The organism is Methylobacterium sp. M6A4_1b (assembly GCF_053345175.1).
Genome location: NZ_JBKEZQ010000006.1, coordinates 200,005 through 219,906 on the forward strand (window position 1 = coordinate 200,005; position 19,902 = coordinate 219,906).

21 protein-coding genes are annotated in these 19,902 nt (G+C 68.3%); 12 read left to right on the top strand and 9 right to left on the bottom strand.

Annotated features, from left to right (window positions below; all coding sequences use genetic code 11):
• Window positions 1-7: 7 nt before the first annotated feature.
• Together ACLBWX_RS08985 and ACLBWX_RS08990 are read right to left on the bottom strand one after the other, a co-directional pair.
• Complete coding sequence (locus tag ACLBWX_RS08985; protein WP_447676723.1) at window positions 8-832, bottom strand: hypothetical protein; 825 nt, start codon at window positions 830-832, stop codon at window positions 8-10.
• Between the two features lie 23 nt (window positions 833-855).
• Window positions 856-1,068 carry a hypothetical protein gene (locus tag ACLBWX_RS08990; protein WP_447676724.1) on the bottom strand — a complete coding sequence of 71 codons (213 nt, stop codon included), beginning with the start codon at window positions 1,066-1,068 and terminating at the stop codon, window positions 856-858.
• Between the two features lie 536 nt (window positions 1,069-1,604).
• Between ACLBWX_RS08990 and ACLBWX_RS08995 the strand changes: the two genes are divergently transcribed.
• Window positions 1,605-1,898 (top strand): hypothetical protein, encoded by a 294-nt coding sequence (locus ACLBWX_RS08995; protein WP_447676725.1) that lies wholly within the window; start codon window positions 1,605-1,607, stop codon window positions 1,896-1,898.
• A 75-nt stretch (window positions 1,899-1,973) separates the two neighbouring features.
• Window positions 1,974-2,930: a glutathione synthase gene (gene gshB, locus ACLBWX_RS09000; protein ID WP_447676726.1), complete on the top strand. Its 957-nt coding sequence runs from the start codon at window positions 1,974-1,976 to the stop codon at window positions 2,928-2,930.
• A gap of 70 nt (window positions 2,931-3,000) precedes the next feature.
• Here gshB and ACLBWX_RS09005 read toward each other — a convergent pair whose 3' ends face one another.
• From ACLBWX_RS09005 to oxlT, 4 genes are read right to left on the bottom strand one after another with little or no spacing between them, the layout of a single operon-like run.
• Entirely contained in the window at window positions 3,001-4,548 is a 1,548-nt protein-coding gene (locus ACLBWX_RS09005; protein WP_447676727.1) for an acyl--CoA ligase, read from the bottom strand.
• A gap of 26 nt (window positions 4,549-4,574) precedes the next feature.
• Entirely contained in the window at window positions 4,575-5,585 is a 1,011-nt protein-coding gene (locus ACLBWX_RS09010) for a ketopantoate reductase family protein (protein WP_447676728.1), read from the bottom strand.
• Window positions 5,586-5,640: 55 nt separating this feature from the next.
• Window positions 5,641-6,405, bottom strand: a complete 765-nt coding sequence (locus tag ACLBWX_RS09015) for a fumarylacetoacetate hydrolase family protein (protein WP_447676729.1) — start codon at window positions 6,403-6,405, stop codon at window positions 5,641-5,643.
• A gap of 4 nt (window positions 6,406-6,409) precedes the next feature.
• The gene (gene oxlT / locus ACLBWX_RS09020; RefSeq protein WP_447676730.1) at window positions 6,410-7,756 is read right to left on the bottom strand and encodes an oxalate/formate MFS antiporter; all 1,347 of its coding nucleotides are present in this window, start codon (window positions 7,754-7,756) and stop codon (window positions 6,410-6,412) included.
• Window positions 7,757-8,113: 357 nt separating this feature from the next.
• Here oxlT and ACLBWX_RS09025 point away from each other — a divergent pair, with 357 nt between their 5' ends.
• The 6 genes from ACLBWX_RS09025 (at window position 8,114) to ACLBWX_RS09050 (ending at window position 12,598) form a co-directional block, all read left to right on the top strand.
• Window positions 8,114-8,326 (top strand): CsbD family protein, encoded by a 213-nt coding sequence (locus ACLBWX_RS09025; protein ID WP_447676731.1) that lies wholly within the window; start codon window positions 8,114-8,116, stop codon window positions 8,324-8,326.
• Between the two features lie 149 nt (window positions 8,327-8,475).
• Window positions 8,476-8,859 (top strand): CsbD family protein, encoded by a 384-nt coding sequence (locus tag ACLBWX_RS09030; protein WP_447676732.1) that lies wholly within the window; start codon window positions 8,476-8,478, stop codon window positions 8,857-8,859.
• A gap of 159 nt (window positions 8,860-9,018) precedes the next feature.
• On the top strand, window positions 9,019-9,801 hold the full coding sequence (locus ACLBWX_RS09035; RefSeq protein ID WP_447676733.1) for a creatininase family protein: 783 nt from the start codon (window positions 9,019-9,021) through the stop codon (window positions 9,799-9,801).
• 240 nt (window positions 9,802-10,041) lie between these two features.
• Complete coding sequence (locus ACLBWX_RS09040) at window positions 10,042-10,653, top strand: RNA polymerase sigma factor (RefSeq protein ID WP_447676753.1); 612 nt, start codon at window positions 10,042-10,044, stop codon at window positions 10,651-10,653.
• On the top strand, window positions 10,646-11,305 hold the full coding sequence (locus ACLBWX_RS09045; RefSeq protein ID WP_447676734.1) for an NrsF family protein: 660 nt from the start codon (window positions 10,646-10,648) through the stop codon (window positions 11,303-11,305). Before ACLBWX_RS09040 ends, ACLBWX_RS09045 begins: the two co-directional genes overlap by 8 nt.
• A 438-nt stretch (window positions 11,306-11,743) precedes the next feature.
• A complete protein-coding gene (locus ACLBWX_RS09050) occupies window positions 11,744-12,598 on the top strand; it encodes a manganese catalase family protein (RefSeq protein WP_447676735.1) in 855 nt (284 codons plus the stop codon).
• A gap of 66 nt (window positions 12,599-12,664) precedes the next feature.
• Here ACLBWX_RS09050 and ACLBWX_RS09055 read toward each other — a convergent pair whose 3' ends face one another.
• From ACLBWX_RS09055 to gcvA, 3 genes are all read right to left on the bottom strand, one after another.
• Complete coding sequence (locus ACLBWX_RS09055) at window positions 12,665-13,540, bottom strand: alpha/beta fold hydrolase (protein WP_447676736.1); 876 nt, start codon at window positions 13,538-13,540, stop codon at window positions 12,665-12,667.
• Window positions 13,541-13,899: 359 nt separating this feature from the next.
• The gene (gene dapD, locus ACLBWX_RS09060) at window positions 13,900-14,742 is read right to left on the bottom strand and encodes a 2,3,4,5-tetrahydropyridine-2,6-dicarboxylate N-succinyltransferase (protein WP_447676737.1); all 843 of its coding nucleotides are present in this window, start codon (window positions 14,740-14,742) and stop codon (window positions 13,900-13,902) included.
• 736 nt (window positions 14,743-15,478) lie between these two features.
• Window positions 15,479-16,366, bottom strand: coding sequence for a transcriptional regulator GcvA (gene gcvA / locus ACLBWX_RS09065; protein WP_447676738.1), 888 nt, complete (start codon window positions 16,364-16,366; stop codon window positions 15,479-15,481).
• A gap of 94 nt (window positions 16,367-16,460) precedes the next feature.
• On the opposite strand from gcvA, the gene ACLBWX_RS09070 reads away from it, so the two are divergent.
• The 4 genes from ACLBWX_RS09070 to ACLBWX_RS09085 all read left to right on the top strand — a co-directional run bounded on the left by ACLBWX_RS09070 (window position 16,461) and on the right by ACLBWX_RS09085 (window position 19,872).
• Window positions 16,461-17,417: a zinc-dependent alcohol dehydrogenase family protein gene (locus tag ACLBWX_RS09070; RefSeq protein ID WP_447676739.1), complete on the top strand. Its 957-nt coding sequence runs from the start codon at window positions 16,461-16,463 to the stop codon at window positions 17,415-17,417.
• A 321-nt stretch (window positions 17,418-17,738) separates the two neighbouring features.
• On the top strand, window positions 17,739-18,122 hold the full coding sequence (locus tag ACLBWX_RS09075) for a nuclear transport factor 2 family protein (protein WP_447676740.1): 384 nt from the start codon (window positions 17,739-17,741) through the stop codon (window positions 18,120-18,122).
• Between the two features lie 468 nt (window positions 18,123-18,590).
• A complete protein-coding gene (locus ACLBWX_RS09080) occupies window positions 18,591-18,986 on the top strand; it encodes a hypothetical protein (RefSeq protein ID WP_447676741.1) in 396 nt (131 codons plus the stop codon).
• A complete protein-coding gene (locus ACLBWX_RS09085) occupies window positions 18,973-19,872 on the top strand; it encodes a sigma-70 family RNA polymerase sigma factor (RefSeq protein WP_447676742.1) in 900 nt (299 codons plus the stop codon). The genes ACLBWX_RS09080 and ACLBWX_RS09085 overlap by 14 nt, the downstream gene beginning before the upstream one ends.
• Window positions 19,873-19,902 lie beyond the last annotated feature (30 nt).

Here is a 19,902-nt window from a genome sequence, read left to right on the forward strand (position 1 = left end):
GCCGCCCTCAGTTTTTGGCCACGATCGGTCGCGGGGCGGCGACCGCGACCTCCGCCTCGGGCAGGAGCCCGCACCGCGCCTCGGCTTCCGGAGGCACCAGTGGATCGAGCATCGGACGCCGCCCGTCGAGGGCGGCCAGGGTCCGCTCCACCGACACGGCCTCGGGCCCCGGCGCCTCGATCAGCAGATGCTCGAGAGCGTAGCGGTAGCGATGAGAGCGGCGGCCGGTCTCGAAGCGGACCCAGGCGATGAGGCAGCGGTTCTCGGCCACCCGCATGGCGGCTTGGCGGACGTCGCGGTCGTCAAGGCTCTTGGCGAAGGGCAGGCTGCGCAGGCGCAGGGCATCGCCCTCCTTCACCCGCAACGCCAGGGCTGCGAATTGCGGGATGAGCCGGGCGTCAGTCGCGATATCCTCAGACAGGCGCCGGTAGCGGGAGACCGGCGAGCGGAAGCGCTCTGCCATCAGGGTGTCGTGATAGGCCGCCGGATCGTCGATCCGCCAGGAGACGGGCAGCACGCGGGTACGCGTGAGATTGGCGAGAATGTCCGTGAAGGCATCATGGCCCGCCGCCGGCATCAGGAATCGCCAGGCGCGGTCGCGCAGGGTGCGTTCCTCGTCCGTGAAGGGGAAGGTGGAAGCTGGTTCCTCGCGCTCCCGCGCGGCGAGGGTTCCGGTGGTCTCGATCAGGCTGTTCCAGGCGCCGGCCTTAGGCCGTCCGAAATCGCCCTCCTGCGCGCAGCCGGCGAGAAGTGCCAGGGTCGCGAGGGGGATCAGGCCTGCCGGGCGCAGCCGCGAGGCGTGCCGGCGTCCGGTCCGGGAGAGGGGCACCATGCGGGACCGCGCCGGTCGTGGCTTCAGGAGCGGCGGCGCAGGCGCGGCGCAGGCGCTTCCGGCTCGGGCATGCGCTCGTAGCGGATCCCGGTGAAGAGCAGGATCGCGCCCCGCGGCGTGTCCGCGTCGGGCCGCCGGAAGCGGCGGGCCGTGGCCGGGAACGTGACGACCGTGGCCGTCGGACGCTCGGAGCGGCGATCGATGCCGCCAGTATCGGGCAACCTGTGGCTGTTCATCGGCTGATTTCCGATTCCATTCGATCTCTGAGGCGAGCCGTTATCGACCTGCCACCACCGCTTCCGGGCCGTTCCGGTGTCGGGGTGTTGCCCGCAGAGATCAGCATGGGGTGGTTAACGGAATCTTGCGATGCCACGACCGCTCCCGTCTTCCCGCAAGCCGCGGTGGCAGATGCGGCATGCGTGGCTTCCCTGCCACGGTCCGCGGCTCAAGGCATGGCCCGCGACTTGCACCAGTGCAGGCTGCCCATGGCAGGCATTTCCTCCCTTGTACTCGGCCCCGCTCGCCCGGCGAGCGGGGCTTTTTTGCGGGATGGACGTTGGCGTGATGGTGAGACCGCCGCGGAATCCCGCACCACGACCATGGAACACGCGGCAGCCGGAGCGCTTGCTAAGGGCCGGTCGCGCCCGATATGCCGTGTCGCTTCCCGTCGGAGTCGCTGTCCATCGAACGGCCAGTCTTTTCGCGAACGCACTCTTCCGTCCCAGGCACTCCCCTTTTGCACACCTCACTTCCGATTGAAGGACACCGCCGGATGCGCGTGGTTATCTCCCGACTCTTGAGCTCGGCCAAAGGGCTCAGCACAGCCCTGCGGATCGCACCGTTCGCCCTGCTGATGGTGGCGGTCAGTCCGGCTCAGGCCCAGCGCGAGGACCAAGGCCTTCAGCTGGGATGCGCCAACGACTACTTCCGCCTCTGCGCCGGCGTGGATCCCAATAGCCAGGATGCGGAGCGCTGCATGGACCGCAACCGCGCCCGCCTCTCACCCGAGTGCAAGTCCGCCATCGGCGACTATGACCGCCGCACCGGTGGGAAATCACAGAAGTAGGGTGCTGCACGGCACACCGCATCACGGTCGAGACGGGCATCGACGGTGCCCGTCTCCAGACAAAGGTTTGACAGCATGACCCTGACCGTCGCGGTGCAGATGGACCCGATCCAAGCGATCCGGATTGCCGGGGACACCACCTTCGCACTCCTGCTCGAAGCCCAGGCACGCGGGCATCGCCTGTTGCACTACACGCCGGATCGACTGTCGATGCAGGGCAGAGCCGTGACGGCGCGCGTCGAGGCCCTCACAGTCCAGGACGTAGAGGGCGCGCACGCCAACCTCGGACCGATCGAGCGCATCGATCTGTCGAGCGTCGACGTGGTGCTGATGCGCCAGGACCCGCCCTTCAACATGGCCTACATCACCGCGACCCACATGCTGGAGCGGATCCATCCACGCACCCTGGTGGTGAACAACCCTGCCGAAGTCCGCAACGCTCCAGAGAAGCTGTTCGTCCTCGACTTCCCCGAATTGATGCCGCCGACCCTGATCACGCGCGACAAGGCGGAGATCGAGGCGTTCCGGGCCGAGCACGGCGCCATCGTGATGAAGCCCCTGCACGGGCATGGTGGGGCGGCCGTCTTTCGAGTCCTGCCGGAGGACGCGAATTTCGGCTCGATGTTCGACCTGTTCTCGGTGACCTTCCGCGAACAATGGGTGGTGCAGCGCTTCCTGCCGCGCATCACCGAAGGCGACAAGCGCATCATCCTCGTGGACGGCGAGCCGATGGGCGCCATCAACCGGGTGCCTGCGCTCAACGACATCCGCTCGAACATGGTGCGGGGCGGGGCCGCCGCGGCCTCGAATCTCACCGAGCGCGAGCGTACGATCTGCGCCACCATCGGCCCGGAGCTGAAGCGCCGGGGCCTGATCCTCGTCGGCATCGACGTCATCGACGGCAACCTGACAGAGATCAACGTGACCTCGCCTACCGGCATCCGGGCGATCAAACGCCTCGGCGGCCCGGATCTGGCGGTTTCCGTATGGGATGCGATCGAGGGTCGCGTCGGCAAGGTCCTGTCGGCCTGATCGGCGGTTTCTTCGAGAGCTCGAGCGGCAGGTTCCGGGTGCTCCAGAGCCCGCCGCGTTCGTTCCGGCCTCAGACGAGCCCCAGTTTCTGGGCGAGGCCGATCCGTTGGAGCTTTCCGGTGGCGCCCTTCGGGATCTCGTCCAGGATCATGATCTTGGCCGGTACCTTGAAGGCGGCCAGCCGCTCCGAGGCGAAGCCGCGCAGCTCCTTCTCGACGAGGTGATGCCCCTCGCGCAGGACGATCGCGGCACAGACGTCTTCACCGAGCTTGTCGTGGGGCATTGCGAAGGTGACGCATTGCGACACCGCGGGATGGTCCATCAGGATCTCGTCGACCTCGCGGGGCGAGATCTTCTCGCCGCCCCGGTTGATGATTTCCTTGAGACGCCCCGTGATGGTCAGGTAGCCCTCGGGCGAAAGCGAGCCCTGGTCGCCGGTGCGGAACCAGCCCTGCTTGGTGAAGGCCTCGGCATTGGCCTTGTCGTTGTTCTCGTAGCCCGACATCACGTTGTCGCCGCGGATGACGATCTCGCCGGTCTCGCCGGCCGGCAGGGGCTCGCCGTCCTCGTCCACGATGGCGATCTCGGGGCCGGCCGCGAGACCGACCGAGCCGGCGTAGTGCGGACGCGGCGGCAGCGGGTTCGAAGCCATCTGGTGGGAAGCCTCCGTCATGCCGTAGGCCTCGATCAGGGGTGCGCCGAAGACCTCCTCGATTTCCTTCATGACCTGCGGCGGCATGGAGGAGGAGGAGGAACGGATGAAGCGCAGCGGGTTGGCCTCGATGATCTCCCGGTTGCGGGAGGCTCGGCCGAGAATCGCCTGATGCATCGTCGGCACCGCCGTGTACCAGGTGGGGCGAACCTCGCTCATCCAGCCGAAGAACTTCAGGGCGTTGAAGCCCGGGGTGCAGCAGACCTGGCCGCCGGCAGAGAGCGGAGCCAGGATGCCGGCGATCAGCCCGTGGATGTGGAACAGCGGCATGATGTTGAGACCGCGATCCTCGGCCGTGAAAGCCACGGTGGTGCGGATGTTGCGGGCGGACGCGCAGACGTTCAACTGCTTCAGAGGCACGATCTTCGGGCGCGATGTGGTGCCCGAGGTGTGCAGCACGAGGCCGATATCGTCGGGCTGGGCCGGGCCGCCCTGGGCGGCCGGGGCTGCAGTGGAGCCTTCGAAGGACAGGGTGAAGTTGCCCGCCCCCTCTGCCGGAGTCGGAGTCAGGCGGACCACCGGGACGCCGAGGCGCGCGGCCACGGCCACGGCCGGGCTCTCGGAGCCTTCTGCGACCACGAGCAGGCGGGCGTTGAGGTCGGAGAGATAGAACGTGAACTCGTCCGCCTTGTAGCTCGGGTTGAGGGGGGCAGCCGTCGTGCCCGCTCCGATGGCGATGAAGGCGGCCGCCATTTCCGGTCCGTTGTCGAGGACGATGCCGACCCGGTCGTTTCGGCCGATGCCCTGAGCGTTCAAGGCCGCGATCGTCCGGTCGGTGAGTGCACGGAGCTGTCCGAAGGTCAGCGGCACGCCACCGGGGCTCGACAGGGCGGTAGCCTCCTCGGCTCCGGCCCCGATCAGAGCGTGGAGGGTGGCGGCGGTCGTCGGTGCGGCGGTCTCGGCCATGGTCATCGTCCTCGAATGTCTGGGGTTCAGGCCGGCGTGATGGAGAGGCGCCCCTGCGCCCGCTCCAGGCTCTGGGCGAGGAGGCGCATCAGGGCGTAGACGGTACCGATATGCGGGGTCGGGGTCTCGGTGAGGCGCCCGAGCTCGATGATCGAGCCGACCAGGGCCTCGAGCTCGATCGGCCGCCCGGCCTCCACGTCCTGCAGCATCGAGGTCTTGTGGGCGCCGACCTTCTCGGCCCCGGCGATGCGGCGCTCGATGCCGAGCTTGAAGGTGACGCCGAGCTTGTTCGCGATGTCCTGCGCTTCCCGCATCATGTCGGCGGCGAGCGTCCGGGTCTCGGGGAACTGGCAGATGTCCACCAGGGTGGCGTGGGAGAGCGCCGAGATTGGGTTGAAGCTGAGATTGCCCCAGAGCTTGAGCCAGATCTCCGCCCGGATGTCGCTGGTCACCGGCGCACGGAAGCCCGCCTTGATCAGGATCTGGGCCAGGGACTGCACGCGGGGCGACATGGAGCCGTCGAGCTCGCCGAGACCGAAGCGGTGTCCCTCCACCACCTGCACCACGCCGGGCTCGGTGAGCACGGCGGCCGGATACACCACCGAGCCGATCACGTGCTTGGGATCGAGGTGCTTGGCGATGAGACCACCCGGATCGGCGGTCTCCAGGTGCGTGCCCGTCAGGTCTCCGCCATGCCCTTGCGAGAAGTACCACCACGGAATGCCGTTCTGCATCGTCACCACCATCGTGTCGGGTCCGATGAGGTGATGAAGGTCGGCTGCGATCGGTCCGACCTGATGCGCCTTGACGGTGAGGAGAACGATGTCGTGCTGGCCCGCCTCGGCCATGGACTTGGTGGCCTTGAGGTTCGTCACGTGGATCTCGGAGCCGTCCTCCTCGATCAGCCGCATGCCGTTCCGCTGGATGGCGTCTAGGTTGGCGCCGCGCGCGATGAAGGTGACGTCTTCGCCCGCATGGGCGAGGCGCACGCCGAGAAATCCTCCGATGGCGCCGGCGCCGACGATCGCGATGCTCATGTGGGTGTCCCTAAAATCCGTCCTGATCACGTCCGCTTCGTGCGATTCGGGTGTCTCACGAAAACCCGTTCGACAACACGCCGATGCCGCCGATCTCGACCTCGACCGTAGCACCCTTGGGAATCGGCCCGGCGCCGACCGAGGTGCCGCAGGCGATGAGGTCGCCGGGCTCCAGGGTCATGCCCCGGGAGAGCTCCGCCACGAGTTCGGCAGGCCGGCGCATCATGTCGGCGAGGGGATAGCGCTGGCGCTCGCGCCCGTTGACCCGCACGGCGACCTCGAGGGCCTCCGGATCGATGTCGGTGGCGATCACCGGGCCGAAGGGGCCGAACCCGTCGTACCCCTTGGAGCGCGTCCAGTGCACGAAGCTCGGATCGGCCTTCAAGGCCTCCAGCGCGGTGACATCGTTCACGCAGGTGTAGCCGAAGATGTGCGCGCCCGCCGTCTCGGGGGTGAGGTCGCGGCCGCGCCGGCCGATCACGATCCCGAGTTCGCCCTCGAACAGCAGCCGGCCGGCGCCCTCCGGCGCCGTAATGGTCTGCCCGCTGGCGAGGTAGCAGCTCGCCGGCTTCACGAAGTAGAGCGGCATCTCGGGTCGGGTCAGGCCCTGCTTCTCGGCCGAGGCGTGGAAGTTGTTCCACAGGGCGATGTACTTCGAGGGCCGGCACGGCAAGTCGAGAATGACCTCGGACAGCGGCAGAGTCGCCCCGGTGGGCACCGGGTCGACGAAGAGATCGCCGTCGTGGACTGCGATGGTCTGGCCGTCGAGACGGCCGAAACCGCTCGTGCCGTCGTGGAGATAGCGAAGCCACTGAGCCATCGGGTCAGCTCCGCGCGATGAACCGGGCGCGCATCGGCTTCAGCACGAAGAGCGCGAGGAACCCGGCCAGGAAGGCCATGCCCGAGGCGGCGTAGAACACATGCTGCCAGCTGCCGGTCTTGGCCTGGATCATCAGGAGGATCGGCAGCAGCAAGGCGGCGGTGCCCTTGGCGGTGTAGAGAAGGCCGGCATTGGCCGCTGCATTCTTGTCGCCGTAGGTGTCGCTGCAGGTCGCGGGAAACAGCGAGTAGATCTCGCCCCAGGCGAAGAACACGAGACCGGTGAGCAGCACGAAGGCCATCGGGATGTGGGCGAACATGCCGAGCGCCAGGATACCGGCGCCCTCGATCATGAAGGCGATGACCATGGTGTTCTCACGGCCGATCTTGTCGGAGACCCAACCGAAGAACGGTCGGGTCACACCGTTGAGCACCCGGTCGATGGTGAGTGCGAAGGTCAGGGCCGGCAGGGTGATGCCGATGAGCGAGACTTCGACCCCCGCGACCTTGAAGTCCTTGGCGATGGGCGCGAGGGAGGCCGCCGCCATCAGGCCGCCGGCGGCCATCATCACGAACATGAGGTAGAGCAGCCAGAAGACCGGCGTCCGGACCATTTCGGCGGTGGAGTACTGGCGCCGGGTGACGGTGTTCACGATGGCGGTGCGGCCGGCGAGCATCCGGTCCTTGAAGGCGGCGCTCGGCGAGACGAGGAGCAGGGCCGCCAGCATCACGATCAGGCCTTGGCCCAGGCCGAACACGAAGAAGGTGTGCTGATAGCCGGAATCGCGGATCATGTTGGCGATCGGGATCACGGTCAGAGCCGAGCCCGCGCCGAAACCGGCGGCGGTGAGGCCCGCTGCGAAGCCGCGGCGGTCGGGAAACCACTTCAAGGCGTTGCCGACGCAGGTGCCGTAGACCGCGCCCGCGCCGACGCCGCTGATGGCGGCAGCCGCGTACAGCATGCCCAGGGAATCCGCGTAGGAGTTCATCACCCAACCGAGGGCGCAGAGGGCACCCCCGAAGACGGTGACGAGGCGCGGACCGTACTTGTCGACGAACCACCCCTCGATCGGAACCAACCAAGTCTCCATCACAACGAAGATGGTGAAGGCCCACTGGATGGCGGTGCGCTCCCAGCCGAATTTCTGCTGGATCGGATCGACGAACAGCGTCCAGCCGTATTGCAGGTTGGCAATCATCGACATGCACAGCACGCCGAGAACGAGTTGCCCCCATCGGCCGAGCGGCGGCACGCCCGCCTTCACGGGGACATCAACTCTTGCGGCATGGGCAGCCGCAGGCGCGATCGATGGTTCCCCGCGCGTAGCGGGCGCAGCAGTACGCGCGATCATGGGCGTCTTCCTCGGATCAACTCTTGTTTGTGAATTTTGGTTTTATCGGTAATTATTTTGAATTCAAGGATCTGTACCTCGACCAAACCTGCACTTCTTCTGGAAAATTTTTGGGTTAAGCCCGTAAAAAATTTAAGATGCTGCGCCGACGCGCCTCGAGTCTGGATTTTCAGCTGCACGGCGAAGGCGACGTCTGCAGTGGCGTATTGCGACACGCCGCCGGCCCCCTGTCCCGGCCGTGGCGAAACTGTCGGGAATGGAACCAACGGTAGTGAGCCCCGTTACGCTTGCCAGTCGACATCGGGTTGCAGCCTGCGACCCGACGTTCAACCCAACACATGACTCATGGAGCGTTTGGTGAGCAGCACGACGGACAAGATCAAGGGTCTCGCCAACGAGGCCGTCGGCAACATCAAGCAAGGCATCGGTTCGGCGACCGGCAACGAGCAGCTTCAGGCCGAAGGCAAGGCTCAGGAATTGAAGGGCGAGGCCCAGAAGACCGTTGGTGATGCCAAGGACGGCATCAAGGGCGCGGCGCAGAGCGCTGCCGACGCTATCAAGAAGATCTGAGCGATCCGTCCTCGCGCCCCCGGCCATAACGGGCGGGGGTGCCGGGCGGCGCGGCTGACTCCGCCGCGCCATGGATGGAGGCCCGCCCGGAACGACCACTCATGATTGCTTTGGTGTTCCGGCAGGGGCCGAGACGAAGAGGATTGAGTATGAACCGCGACCAGATCGAGGGCGGAATTCGCAACATCCGGGGCCGCGGGCGCTCTGCGCTCGGCGCCGTGACCGGACGGGTGCGTCCGCAGGCCGAGGGCGCCTACGATCAGGCTGCCGGCGCCGTACAGTACGCCTACGGCCGAGCCCGGGGTACCGCCGACGACCTGCATCGCGACGGCGCCCACCTCGTTGACGAGGCGCGTCACCGGAGCCGGGCGATCGCCGGCGATTTTCAGAAGCGCGGTCGGATCTACCAGAACGAGGCGGTGCGCCGCGGGCGGACCGTTGCCCGCCGGGCCGACGAGAACAAGGCCGCCACGCTTATTCTCGTGGCCGCCGCGGCCTTCAGCACCGGATGGCTTCTGCGCCGCACCCGCTGAGCGGACTCCAAACCACCTGACGGAAGGTCGGGGCGCTCGCGCGTCCCGGCCTTCTTCGCATTGGGCGGTCCCGCGTGGCACCCCTTGGATGAGGGACGGTTTCCGTGGCACGCAGGGCGACGCGCGGCGATTCGATCGCTCCGCCCGAGGAGAGCGGGGATGCCGATACGCCACTGGGCCGAGTTGACGACGGAGGAGATCCGGGCTCGCGACATGGGTCGGGCCATCGCGGTGCTGCCCGTCGCCGCCATCGAGCAGCACGGCCCGCACCTACCCTTGGCCACCGACGCAGTCATCGCCGAGGGCTATCTCGCGCGCCTGATGGCGCTGCCGGCCGACGATCTCGACGTGCTGCTCCTACCGATCCAGGTGATCGGCAAATCCGACGAGCACGAGAGCTTTCCCGGCACCCTGTCGCTGACCACGGCGACGGCCCTGCAGGCTTGGACCGGGATCGGCGATGCCGTCCGCCGGGCCGGCTGCGGCAAGCTCGTGATCGTGACCTCGCATGGTGGCAACAGCGGCTTGATCGACCTGGTGGCCGGAGACTTGCGCGGGCGCCACGCGATGGTGGCGGTGACCACTGCCTGGAGTCGGTTCGGCTATCCCGACAAGCTGTTTCCCGAGGTGGAGATTCACCACGGCATCCATGGCGGCGGCATCGAGACCGCCCTCATGCTGGCCCTGCGACCGGACTTGGTGCGACGTCACGAGATAACGGATTTCACACCGCGCACGCTGGCGATGACGCGGACCTTCACCCACCTGCGCGCCGGTCGCCCCGCCGCCTTCGCTTGGCGGGCGGAAGACCTCAACCCGGCCGGTGCCGTCGGCGATGCTCGGCTCGGTACGGCGGAGGCGGGGAACCTGGCCCTCGACCATGGCGCCAAAGCCTTCCGCGAACTCCTGCGCGACGTCGATCGCTTCCGTCTTGCCGAGTGAGATGTTGCCGCGTGAGACAGCGAACGGGGTGAGGGTCGGTTCCATGTGCTCCGTAACCTTCGGAGATGCCAGCGCGAACAAGCGGGATGCGAGAGGTCCGACCTCCCGGATCATGGAGCCCTCCCGATGGCCTGTGCCGTCCCGGCCGGACACGTCCTGCCCGCCCTGCGTGCCCGCGACGCCTTCCGCTGGGCCCGAAGCGTCCGACACGCGGCGGTGCGTGGCGGAATACTTGAGCGCATGACCCGGGACCAGACCCTCGCGGCCGACATGGCGGCCGCCCAGGCAGGCGACGCGGAGGCCTATCGCCGCCTGTTGCGCGACTGCCTGCCGGTGATCGCCGGGATGGCGCGGGCGCAGGGCGTTCGTCCGGAAGCGGTGGACGACGTCGTTCAGGACGTATTGCTGACGATCCATCGGGCGCGGGCGACCTACGACCCGGCCCGGCCTTTCCTGCCCTGGCTGCGCGCCATCACCCAACGGCGGGCCATCGACCGGATGCGCCGGGCCGGCCGACGCCCGCGGGAGGTCCACGACCCCATCGCCTACGAAGCGGAGGTCGATCGCGGCCCCGCTCCGGAGCACGGATTGGAAGCGCGCGAGCGCGAGCGCGTTCTCGCCCGGGCGGTCGCCGCCCTGCCCGAAGGGCAGCGCCAGGCGGTGGAGCATCTCGCCCTGCAGGAGCGCAGCCTGGACGAGACGGCCGCGTTGACGGGACGCAGCAAGGGCGCCCTGAAGGTGAACCTGCACCGGGCGCTCAAGGCCCTGCGCCGGACGCTCGGGCCGGGATCCACCGATCAGGACGCGGTAGGCACCCCCCGGACGGGCGAGCGAGGACGACACGATGCCTGATGCGACCCGCACGCCCGCGCAGGACCGCCTCGTGGACAACCTCGCCGGCGGCCTGCGGCCCGTCCGGCGCCTGCCTGCGCCGTCGTTCCGGGCGCTCGCCTGGTGTGCGGCCGCCCTCGGGCTGGGCCTCGCCCTCTTGCCGTTCGCCGACCTCGAGGCCCTGCGCGCCCGCATGGCGGTGGCCGACCTGCGCTATGCCGCCCTCGGCGCGGCGCTGACCGCCGTCACGGCGGCCGTCGCGGCGTTCCAGACCAGCGTGCCGGGGCGCTCCTCCGCCTGGGCGCTGCTGCCCCTGGCGCCGGCCGCACTCTGGATCGGAGCCAGCGGCGCCGGCTGCCTGCGCGACTGGGTGGTGCCCGGGGCCGATCGGGCCGACATGCACCAGACCGGCGGATGCGTCGCCTTCCTGCTCACCGTCTCGATCCCGCTGTCGCTGGTCCTCGTCTGGATGCTGCGGCGGGCCTGCCCCCTGCGGCCCAACCTCACGGCGGCCCTGGCAGGGCTCTCGGCAGCGGCGGCGGCGGCGGCGCTCCTCGTGCCGTTTCACCCGCACGACGCCACCGCGACGGACCTCGCCCTCCATGCGCTCGTGGTCGGCCTCGTGATCGCCGGCAACGGCCTCGCCGGCGGACGCCTGCTCGGACGGGGCTGAGCCGCGTCACGTCCCAGGCGAGAAGAACCTCCACGGTGGTCGCGGGGCGGACCTGCCGGCCGTGGCGGCGAGGATACATCGTCAGCAGGGTGTCGATGCCGCGGGCTCGGCGGCGGGCCTCGAGGTCGGTGCCGAGCCAGGGCGGGTGTCCCCTTCGTCCACGGCACCCGCCCTCGTGCGATGCGGCCGGGCCGGGTCCGACGCCAAGCGGTCTTGGGCAACCGCCGTTCCGGCCGGGGGTCCGAGGAAAAATGACCGCCGCCCGAGGCTAGAAGCGCCGATACGGCAACAAATTGCATCCCCGAAAAAACTGAACACGAAGTGAAACCCTCGGTTCTCGGAATAGCCGGAGGCCGATGTCTCCGCAATCGCACCCATCGCACCGTCGCCAACGTGATGCGTGGGTTCTCTTCGTTCGAAAATGGCGAGACTTACCGCATGTTATACTATGATAAGCGCCTCCAATACCCTGTGAAGGTCGACAGCCCGGACCCGATCTTCGCGCGGATGCTGCAGCAGGCGATCGGCGGCATCGAGGGCGAAATCCGCGTCTGCATGCAGTACTTCTTCCAGGGCTGGGGCACGCGCGGGCCGACGACCAAGTACCGCGACATGCTGCTCAACACCGCGACGGAGGAGATCGGCCACATCGAGATGCTGGCCACCGCGGTAGCGCTGAACCTCGAGACCGCGCCGACGACGCTGCAGGAGGAGGGAGCGGCCGACGGCGTCGTCGGCGCGGTGATGGGCGGGGCGAACCCGCGCCACGCCATCGAGGGCATGCTCCACCGGCACGTGCTCTCCACCGGCATGGCGGCCTATCCGGGCAATTGCGACGGCGTGCCCTTCGACATGAGCCATGTCTACGCCAGTGGAAATCTCGCGGCGGACATGTATTGCAACGTCGCCGCCGAGACGACGGGCCGTGTCCTGGCGGTTCGCCTGTTCAACGCCGCCCATGATGCCGGCATGAAGGACATGCTGCACTTCCTCATCGCGCGCGACACCATGCACCAGCAGCAATGGCTCGCGGTGATCGAGGAGCTCGGCGGCAACGAGGGCAACCTGCCGATCCCGAACAGCTTCCCGCAGAGCAAGGAACACGAGAAGTTCAATTACAACTTCTTCGCCACCACCCGCGACGGCGCCCCGCCACCGGCCGGGCGCTGGACCAGCGGGCCGTCCCTCGACGGCAAGGGCACGTTCACCGTGGTCCAGAACGAGCCGATGGGCGAGGTGCCCGATCTCGGTCCGGCGCGGCCCGACAGCGGCGCGCAGACCCAGCAGATGTGAGGCTGCGGACGCGCCGGTATACCGACGGGGTCGCGTCGAGGTCGCGCGGTTTTCGTCCCGCGCGGCTCAGGCGGCGCGGATCGCGGCCGCGACCTCGCCCGGATACTCCTCGTGCGGGCTGAGCGCGCCCGGCACCGAGGCCCGGGCGACCCGGCCGGTGGCGATCAGCGCATCCATCTCGGCGCCGGAGCGGCGCGGCGCCCGCTCCGGCCGCAGGACCAGGACCGGCGGCAGGCCGGGGGCGTCGAACAGGTCGCGGAAGTCCCGCCGGTTGGCGAAGGGGTCGAGGCCACCGGTGACGAAGGCGGCGGTGCCGAAGCGGCCGCCGTTCTGGCGGGTGATGGCGTGCTTGTCGGCGATGACGCCCGGGGTGACGTGGTCGGGGTCGGCATAGACGTGGGCGCGCATCATCCGGCCGATGACCGGGCGGCTGATGTTGATGCGGTAGAGGGCGTCGCCGAGGAGCGGCAGTTCGACGGCCCGGCGCAGGCCCGCGAACAGGCCCTTGCGCTCCGGCCCGAGGGCGGTGGGCAGGGGGCCGCGCCAGGTCGGAGCGACGAGGACGAGGCGCGCGAAGGCCCCGGGATGGCGCCGGGCGGCGGCCACGAGGTAGCCGGCCGCGTGGCCGGCCGCGACCCCGAGGGCGTAGGGCCCGGGGGCCTCCGCCAGCAGGGCGTCGAGGAAGGCGTGCATCGTCTCCGGGTTCATCGGCACCCGGGCGCGGACGTGGTCGCCGAAGCCCGGCCAGTCCGGCACGAGGCAGCGATAGGCGTGGCCGAGATCCTTGGCCAGGGGCCGCATCTCGACCCGGGCCGAGATCGAGGACAGGGCCGGCAGCAGGAGGGCGTCGGGGCCGCTGCCCACGACGTCGTAGGGGGTCGACACGCGGCGCCCGGCGAATTTCAGCGCGAAGCTCCGGGCGGAATGGGCCGGGTCGATCATCGTACGCCTCTTCCTCGCTTCCGGGACGATTCCATCGGCCCCAGATGGGGCAGGGCCGGCCGCACCGGCACGCGACCGAGCGACGCCCCGGAAGGGGCTTCGCTCGGAAACTCCTGACGCGATCCGGCGACGCCCCGGAAGGGGCTTCGCTCGGAAACTCCTGACGCGATCCGGCGACGCCCCGGAAGGAGCATCGCTCGGAAACTCCTGACGCGATCCGGCGACGCCCCGGAAGGGGCTTCGCTCGGAAACTCCCGACGCGATCCGGCGACGCCCCGAAGGGAGCATCGCTCGGAATCTGGTCGGTCGATCCGGCGACGCCCCGGAACCGGGGCGACCAATCCGGAGATGCCCCGGGATCAGGTGCGCAGGAGCTCGTTGATGGCGGTCTTGGAGCGGGTGCCGGCATCGACGCGCTTGACGATCACCGCGCAGTAGAGGCCCGGGCCGGGGCTGCCGTCGGGCAGGTCCTTGCCCGGCGTGGTGCCGGAGACCACCACCGAGTAGGGCGGCACCCGGCCGTACATCACCTCGCCGGTCGTCCGGTCGATGATCTTGGTCGAGGCGCCGATATAGACGCCCATGGAGAGCACGCTGCCCTCGCCGACGATCACGCCCTCGGCCACCTCGGCGCGGGCGCCGATGAAGCAGTTGTCCTCGATGATGACGGGGTTGGCCTGGAGCGGCTCGAGCACGCCCGCGATGCCGGCGCCGCCCGAGATGTGGCAGTTCTTCCCCACCTGGGCGCAGGAGCCGATGGTGACCCAGGTGTCGACCATGGTGCCCTCGCCGACGCGGGCGCCGAGGTTGATGAAGCTCGGCATCAGCACCGCGCCGGGGGCGATGAAGGAGCCGCGGCGCACGATGCAGCCGGGCACCGCCCGGAAGCCCGCCTCGCGAAAATGCTTCTTCTTCCAGCCCTCGAACTTGGAGGGCACCTTGTCCCACCAGGTGGCGCCGTCCGGCCCGCCATGGATGATCTCCATGTCGTTGAGGCGGAAGGAGAGCAGCACCGCCTTCTTGAGCCACTGGTTGACCTGCCAGTCGTCGCCGACCTTCTCGGCGACCCGGGCCTTGCCGGAATCGAGGAGGTCGAGGGCCTCCTCGACGGCCTCGCGCACGGCGCCCTTGGTGCCGGTGTCGATGCCGGCGCGCTCCTCCCAGGCGGACTCGATGGTGGCGGCGAGGTCGGCGTGGGACATGGACGGGCTTTCCGAGAACGGGCGGGCTGCGATGGCCCCGTGCTTACAAAAGCCCGCCCGGCCTGTCACCTTCGCGAAGCCTCCGCCCCCGGGGGGTCGTCGATGCACGGCCGCGCGCGGACCGGGGGACGCCGGAGGCCATCGGGGAGGCCTGTTTCGCGATCGCGGGAGACGCGCCTCCGGTTCGGCGGCTCAGGGTCTGGCAGCGGGAGGACTGCCGCCCGCCGTTCTGCGGGGCCGTCACGCCGGTCGCATTCCGGTTTTCGGCACCCGGATCGAGCGTCGACGGCGGGTGGTGTGCGGGCCTTCGCAGAGGAGCCGTCCGGGGCATACCCTCGCTCGCATACCCTTGCCGTGAACGGACGCCCCTTGTCGTGAACGGATGGCCGCCGACCTGGACCACAGGGGCGATGTGCATCCAGACCGATCCGGCTGGCCCGACGCAGTCGTCGCGACGGTGCGAGGCGGGTATGGCCTCATGGGGCACGACGGCGGGACCAGTTGCTCCGCGCGGATGAGCGGTACGACCAAGACCGCGATGGGTGGTCACCAGACCCTGGCCCTGTGCCCCGAAGCGGACGTTCCGCCCCCGACCCGACTTGGCCATCCAATCGCAGTCGCGTGGTTGCCGGAAGCGGACGCCCCCCGCCAATCTTTCGGTCGCAGTGCGCATCCATGAGGAATTTCGGGCGGTGGCGGCACTTCCCGGAAGCGGACTTTCGTCAGGGCTCCTCGATCACACGGTCAAGGACCGGAGCCACTCGACCAGCTTTGCCACATCCCTTGCCCGTGCGGGCTGTCGCGGGTGGACGACCCAGTAGGGATGGGCGTCGAGCACCGGCCCGAAGGGTTGCACCAGTGCGCCGCTCGCGAGGTCGTCGGCGGCAAGCACGAGCGATAGGAGTGCGATCCCCTGACCCGCGATCGCGGCCTGGATGACGTGCCCTTCGTCGCTGAAGCGAATACCCGCGTCGCCGTCGACGTCCGTGATTCCAGCCCGCCGCAGCCAGACGGACCATGTCGGGGTGTCGTCGGTCAGGTGCGGCCACTCGAAGTGCAGCAGCGGGTATTTTGCCAGATCGCTCTCGGAGCGAACCGCGAGGCGCGGACTGCAAGCGGGTGCGACCCGGTCGACCGCCAGTCTGTGAGCGTCGAGATCAGGGTAGGGGCCAGGCCCGTATCGGACGGCGACGTCTACCCCGTCGCGCGCAAAGTCCACCAGACTGTCGGAGGCGTGCAGGCGAAGATCACGACCGGGATGCAGGGCGCGAAAAGCGGCGAGCCGCGGCACGAGCCACTTCGCGACGAAGGCAGTCGGCGCTGAGAGCGTAGGGACGCCGGCGGCGTGCCGGCTGCGTATCCGTTCGATGGCCTCGGCGAAGGCGTCGAAGCCGTCGCGCAGCACGGGCAGCAGCACGGCCCCCTCGGCGGTGAGACGGACCCGGCGCGTCTCGCGGTGGAAGAGGCGAAGCTCCAAGGTCTGTTCGAGCAGCCGGATCTGGTGGCTGATCGCGGTCGGCGTGACGCCCAGCTCGTCGGCGGCGTCGCGGAAGCTCAGGCGGCGCGCGGCTGCCTCGAAGGCCCGCAGCGCCGCGAGCGGGGGAAGTCGTCTCCGCATCGGCATGGCTGAACGTAGCTCATCCGTCACGTGAGGAGAACGCGTTCGTCATCCGGTTCTTCGGCTGACACAAAGGCACCTGCCACGGTAGGAGGCTCACATGAAAGCGATGGTGTTGACCCGGTTTGGCGGGCCGGACAGCTTCGCGCTCCGTAATCTTCCCGACCCCCGACCGGGGCCTCGGCAGGTCCGCGTGGCGGTGCATGCGACGTCGATCAACCCGCTCGACTGCCAGATCCGCCGGGGGGACTATGTCGAAGAGGTCGAATTGCCGGCCATCATCGGACAAGACGTCTCCGGGGTCGTCGACCAGATCGGATCCGCCGTGACGGAGTTCAGTGTCGGGGATGAGGTCTACTACACGTCGAAGATCTTCGGCGGCCCGGGATCATACGCGGAATACCACGTGGCGGATGTCGACATCGTGGCGCGGAAGCCGGTCAACATCTCCCATGCCCAGGCCGCGAGCGTCGGTCTCGTCGGCGTGACCGTCTGGGAAGGGTTGGTCGAGCGCGCCCGTTTGCAGGTGACCGAGACCATCCTGATCCATGGCGGCGCCGGTGGCGTCGGGGCCATCGCCGTCCAGGTTGCCAAGGCCGTCGGCGCGCGGGTTCTGGCGACGGCACGAGGCAGTGACGCGGCGCTCGTCGAAGGGCTCGGCGCCTCTGCGGTCATCGACTTCGAGCGCGAGGACTATGTGGACGCGGTCAATCGCCTGACCGGAGGCAGGGGCGTCGACGTCGTCCTGGATACGCTGGGGCGCGACACGCTTGCGCGTTCCCCCCGTATTCTCCGCGAGGACGGGCGTGTGGTCACCCTGGTCGACACGGCGACACCCCAGAACCTCATCGACGCCTGGGGCCGGAACGCGACCTATCACTTCGTCTTCTCTCGCCAGAATAGAAGCAAGCTCGACGCCCTCACGCGCCTCATCGACCAAGGTCTGGTGGTGCCGCAGGTCGGTTCGGAGTTTCCTCTCGGCGAAGTCGCACGCGCTCACGCGCGCTCGGAGGAGGGCCGGATGAGGGGCAAGATCGTGCTTCGGGTCAGGTCGTGACACCGCAGGTTTCCTGCCGGCTCCTCTGACCTGCGAGGGCACAAGGTCCTGGTGGTCGCAGACGACACCTCCACCTCTCCCTGCTCCGGATGCGGCGCCGGGCCTGAGGGGAAGACCGCGTCGCCACCACGGTCGTAGGATGTGCCGACCTGTTCGGTCGCGCCTATCTCGCGGCCATCACGTCCGGACACGGGCTCGTCGTCCGGTCCACCTCGGCAGGACCCGAGCGCCACCGCGTGCGAGGTTCGACTGATGCGAGCGACCGCATCCTAGCCTTGAACCGTGTCCTGCTGCGTCAAAGCCGACACTCTGAGGAAGCGCATGATTGATCTCGCAAAGAACAAGGCGAACGTGATCGCTTTCTATGAGCTGATGTTCAACGATTGCCGGCCGCGCGAGGCGATCGAACGGTATGCCGGCGCCGACTACATTCAGCACAACCCGCATGTGGCAAACGGCAAGGACGGCTTCATTGCGTATTTCGAACGGATGGCCCGTGAGTGGCCGGGCAAGCGGGTCGAGGTGAGGCGGGTCGTCGCCGAAGGTGATTTCGTCGTTCTTCACTGTCTCCAGCATTGGCCGGGCAACCGCGATTACGCGGCCATCGACATTTTCCGGCTCGACATCGACGGAAAGATCGTCGAGCACTGGGATGTCATGCAGGTCTTACCCGAATCCTCCGCCAATCCGAACGGGATGTTTTAGGCGGCGCGTGACGGGCAACGGTCGCCCGGGCGGCCATCATTCCGCAAACGACCGACATGTCCGCAAAGCCGCCGATCGGGACGATTTATGAAATCGTCCGGTTTCGTTGCATTTCCTTCCGGAAGCGGGCCAGCAAAAGTCCACCCGAACCGGTCGTAGAGCGGACGGACCGGTCTCGACCCGACGTTGCCGTCAATGCCCACACCCGGGCATCTCGAAAGCGGTCGGTCTTCGATGGAGGTCGCTGCGATCGGAGCATTTCCGGCTTGCGGATCATGGCTTGCGGATCAGGGCGCGAACGCGTGCTTCGCAGCGACGCTCGAACATCGGATCACGCGACCACTGCCCCGTGATCCGAGCCGTGCAAAGCCAAGGTTCCGGACGGTGCCCCGCGGCAACGCGCGTCCCATGTCACATCGGACGGCAGCGCATCGTCACGCACGTGAACCGATCGCGTGGGAGAGCTCAATGATCAGAACCATACCGGCACTCGCCGGCATCCTCGGCGCGGGGCTGGCCGGAAACGGCCTCTTCATGCTCAACGCACCCGAGGCATGGTATTTCGCGGTACCGGGCGTGACGACGACAGGCCCCTTCAATCAGCATTTCCTGCGCGATATCGGCCTGATCTTCGTGCTGATCGGGTCGGGCTTCGTCTATGGGGCCGTGAGACCCGGCTCGCGCGTCCTGCTCTGGAGCATGGGTGCGATCTGGCTCTCGGGCCATGCCCTTTTCCATTTCTGGGAGGTCGCGGTGGGCATCTGCGGGCCGGAGGTTCTGCCCCGGGACTTTCCCGCGGTGACGCTTCCTGCCCTTATCGCCGTCGCCCTCAGCGCCTGGTCGTTCCGCCATGCCGACCATTGACGATCCGACCAACGTCTTCGAACAGGAACGGGCACGTCTCGTCCGGCTCGCCTACCGCATGCTCGGCTCCCTCGGCGAGGCCGAGGACGTCGTACAGGACGCCTGGCTCCGTTGGCGGCACGTCGACCATGCCGAGGTCGCCTCGGCCGGCGCCTTCCTATCCCGGACGGTGACGCGGCTCTGCCTGGATGTGATGAAGTCCGCCCGGGTTCGGCGAGAGACCTATTTCGGAACCTGGTTGCCCGAGCCCGTCGCCCTGGTCCCGGACGAAGCCCCGGGCGATGATCTGACGCTGACGCTGATGCTCGCCCTGGAGAGGCTTTCACCGCTGGAGCGGGCGGCGTTCCTCCTCCACGACGTCTTCGCGGTCCCGCTCGCGGACATCGCGACCACCCTCCGGCGCGAGCCGCCGGCTGTCCGTCAGCTCGCCGCGCGGGCCAGGAAACACGTGCAGTCCGCGCGCCCGCGCTTCCCCGTCGAGCGGGACGAGGGGGCGCGCATCGCCAAGGCCTTCTTCGAGGCGGTGTCCACGGGCGAGATCGCGGCGCTCCGGACCATGCTGGCGGATTCCGTGGTCGTTCACTCCGATGGGGGTGGAAAGGTGCACGCGTTCCCACGGCCCATCATCGGCATCGAGAAGGTCACGCGCATGTTCGAAGGTGCCGTGCGCAAAACCTGGGTCCAGGATTCCCAGAAGCTGCAGGATCTCTGGATCGACGGCCTGCCCGGCTACTTTAGTTTGGAGCGGAGCGGGACGTATCAGACCGTCGCGCTCGACATCGAGGATGGCCTGATCATCGGCATCTACTTTACCCGCAACCCGGATAAGCTCGAGCGAATGGCGAAGCTGTTCGGAGGGGTGTCTGGAGTGCCGACGTCAAACTGAGGCTTAACGGCGAGCGATTGCCAGCTCCCT

Bases quoted from the DNA above. Each gene is read 5' to 3' on its own strand.
- ACLBWX_RS08985 (WP_447676723.1), bottom strand. From the start codon at position 832: ATGGTGCCCCTCTCCCGGACCGGACGCCGGCACGCCTCGCGGCTGCGC.
- ACLBWX_RS08990 (WP_447676724.1), bottom strand. From the start codon at position 1,068: ATGAACAGCCACAGGTTGCCCGATACTGGCGGCATCGATCGCCGCTCC.
- ACLBWX_RS08995 (WP_447676725.1), top strand. From the start codon at position 1,605: ATGCGCGTGGTTATCTCCCGACTCTTGAGCTCGGCCAAAGGGCTCAGC.
- gshB (WP_447676726.1), top strand. From the start codon at position 1,974: ATGACCCTGACCGTCGCGGTGCAGATGGACCCGATCCAAGCGATCCGG.
- ACLBWX_RS09005 (WP_447676727.1), bottom strand. From the start codon at position 4,548: ATGGCCGAGACCGCCGCACCGACGACCGCCGCCACCCTCCACGCTCTG.
- ACLBWX_RS09010 (WP_447676728.1), bottom strand. From the start codon at position 5,585: ATGAGCATCGCGATCGTCGGCGCCGGCGCCATCGGAGGATTTCTCGGC.
- ACLBWX_RS09015 (WP_447676729.1), bottom strand. From the start codon at position 6,405: ATGGCTCAGTGGCTTCGCTATCTCCACGACGGCACGAGCGGTTTCGGC.
- oxlT (WP_447676730.1), bottom strand. From the start codon at position 7,756: ATGATCGCGCGTACTGCTGCGCCCGCTACGCGCGGGGAACCATCGATC.
- ACLBWX_RS09030 (WP_447676732.1), top strand. From the start codon at position 8,476: ATGAACCGCGACCAGATCGAGGGCGGAATTCGCAACATCCGGGGCCGC.
- ACLBWX_RS09035 (WP_447676733.1), top strand. From the start codon at position 9,019: ATGCCGATACGCCACTGGGCCGAGTTGACGACGGAGGAGATCCGGGCT.
- ACLBWX_RS09040 (WP_447676753.1), top strand. From the start codon at position 10,042: ATGACCCGGGACCAGACCCTCGCGGCCGACATGGCGGCCGCCCAGGCA.
- ACLBWX_RS09045 (WP_447676734.1), top strand. From the start codon at position 10,646: ATGCCTGATGCGACCCGCACGCCCGCGCAGGACCGCCTCGTGGACAAC.
- ACLBWX_RS09050 (WP_447676735.1), top strand. From the start codon at position 11,744: ATGTTATACTATGATAAGCGCCTCCAATACCCTGTGAAGGTCGACAGC.
- ACLBWX_RS09055 (WP_447676736.1), bottom strand. From the start codon at position 13,540: ATGATCGACCCGGCCCATTCCGCCCGGAGCTTCGCGCTGAAATTCGCC.
- dapD (WP_447676737.1), bottom strand. From the start codon at position 14,742: ATGTCCCACGCCGACCTCGCCGCCACCATCGAGTCCGCCTGGGAGGAG.
- gcvA (WP_447676738.1), bottom strand. From the start codon at position 16,366: ATGCCGATGCGGAGACGACTTCCCCCGCTCGCGGCGCTGCGGGCCTTC.
- ACLBWX_RS09070 (WP_447676739.1), top strand. From the start codon at position 16,461: ATGAAAGCGATGGTGTTGACCCGGTTTGGCGGGCCGGACAGCTTCGCG.
- ACLBWX_RS09075 (WP_447676740.1), top strand. From the start codon at position 17,739: ATGATTGATCTCGCAAAGAACAAGGCGAACGTGATCGCTTTCTATGAG.
- ACLBWX_RS09080 (WP_447676741.1), top strand. From the start codon at position 18,591: ATGATCAGAACCATACCGGCACTCGCCGGCATCCTCGGCGCGGGGCTG.
- ACLBWX_RS09085 (WP_447676742.1), top strand. From the start codon at position 18,973: ATGCCGACCATTGACGATCCGACCAACGTCTTCGAACAGGAACGGGCA.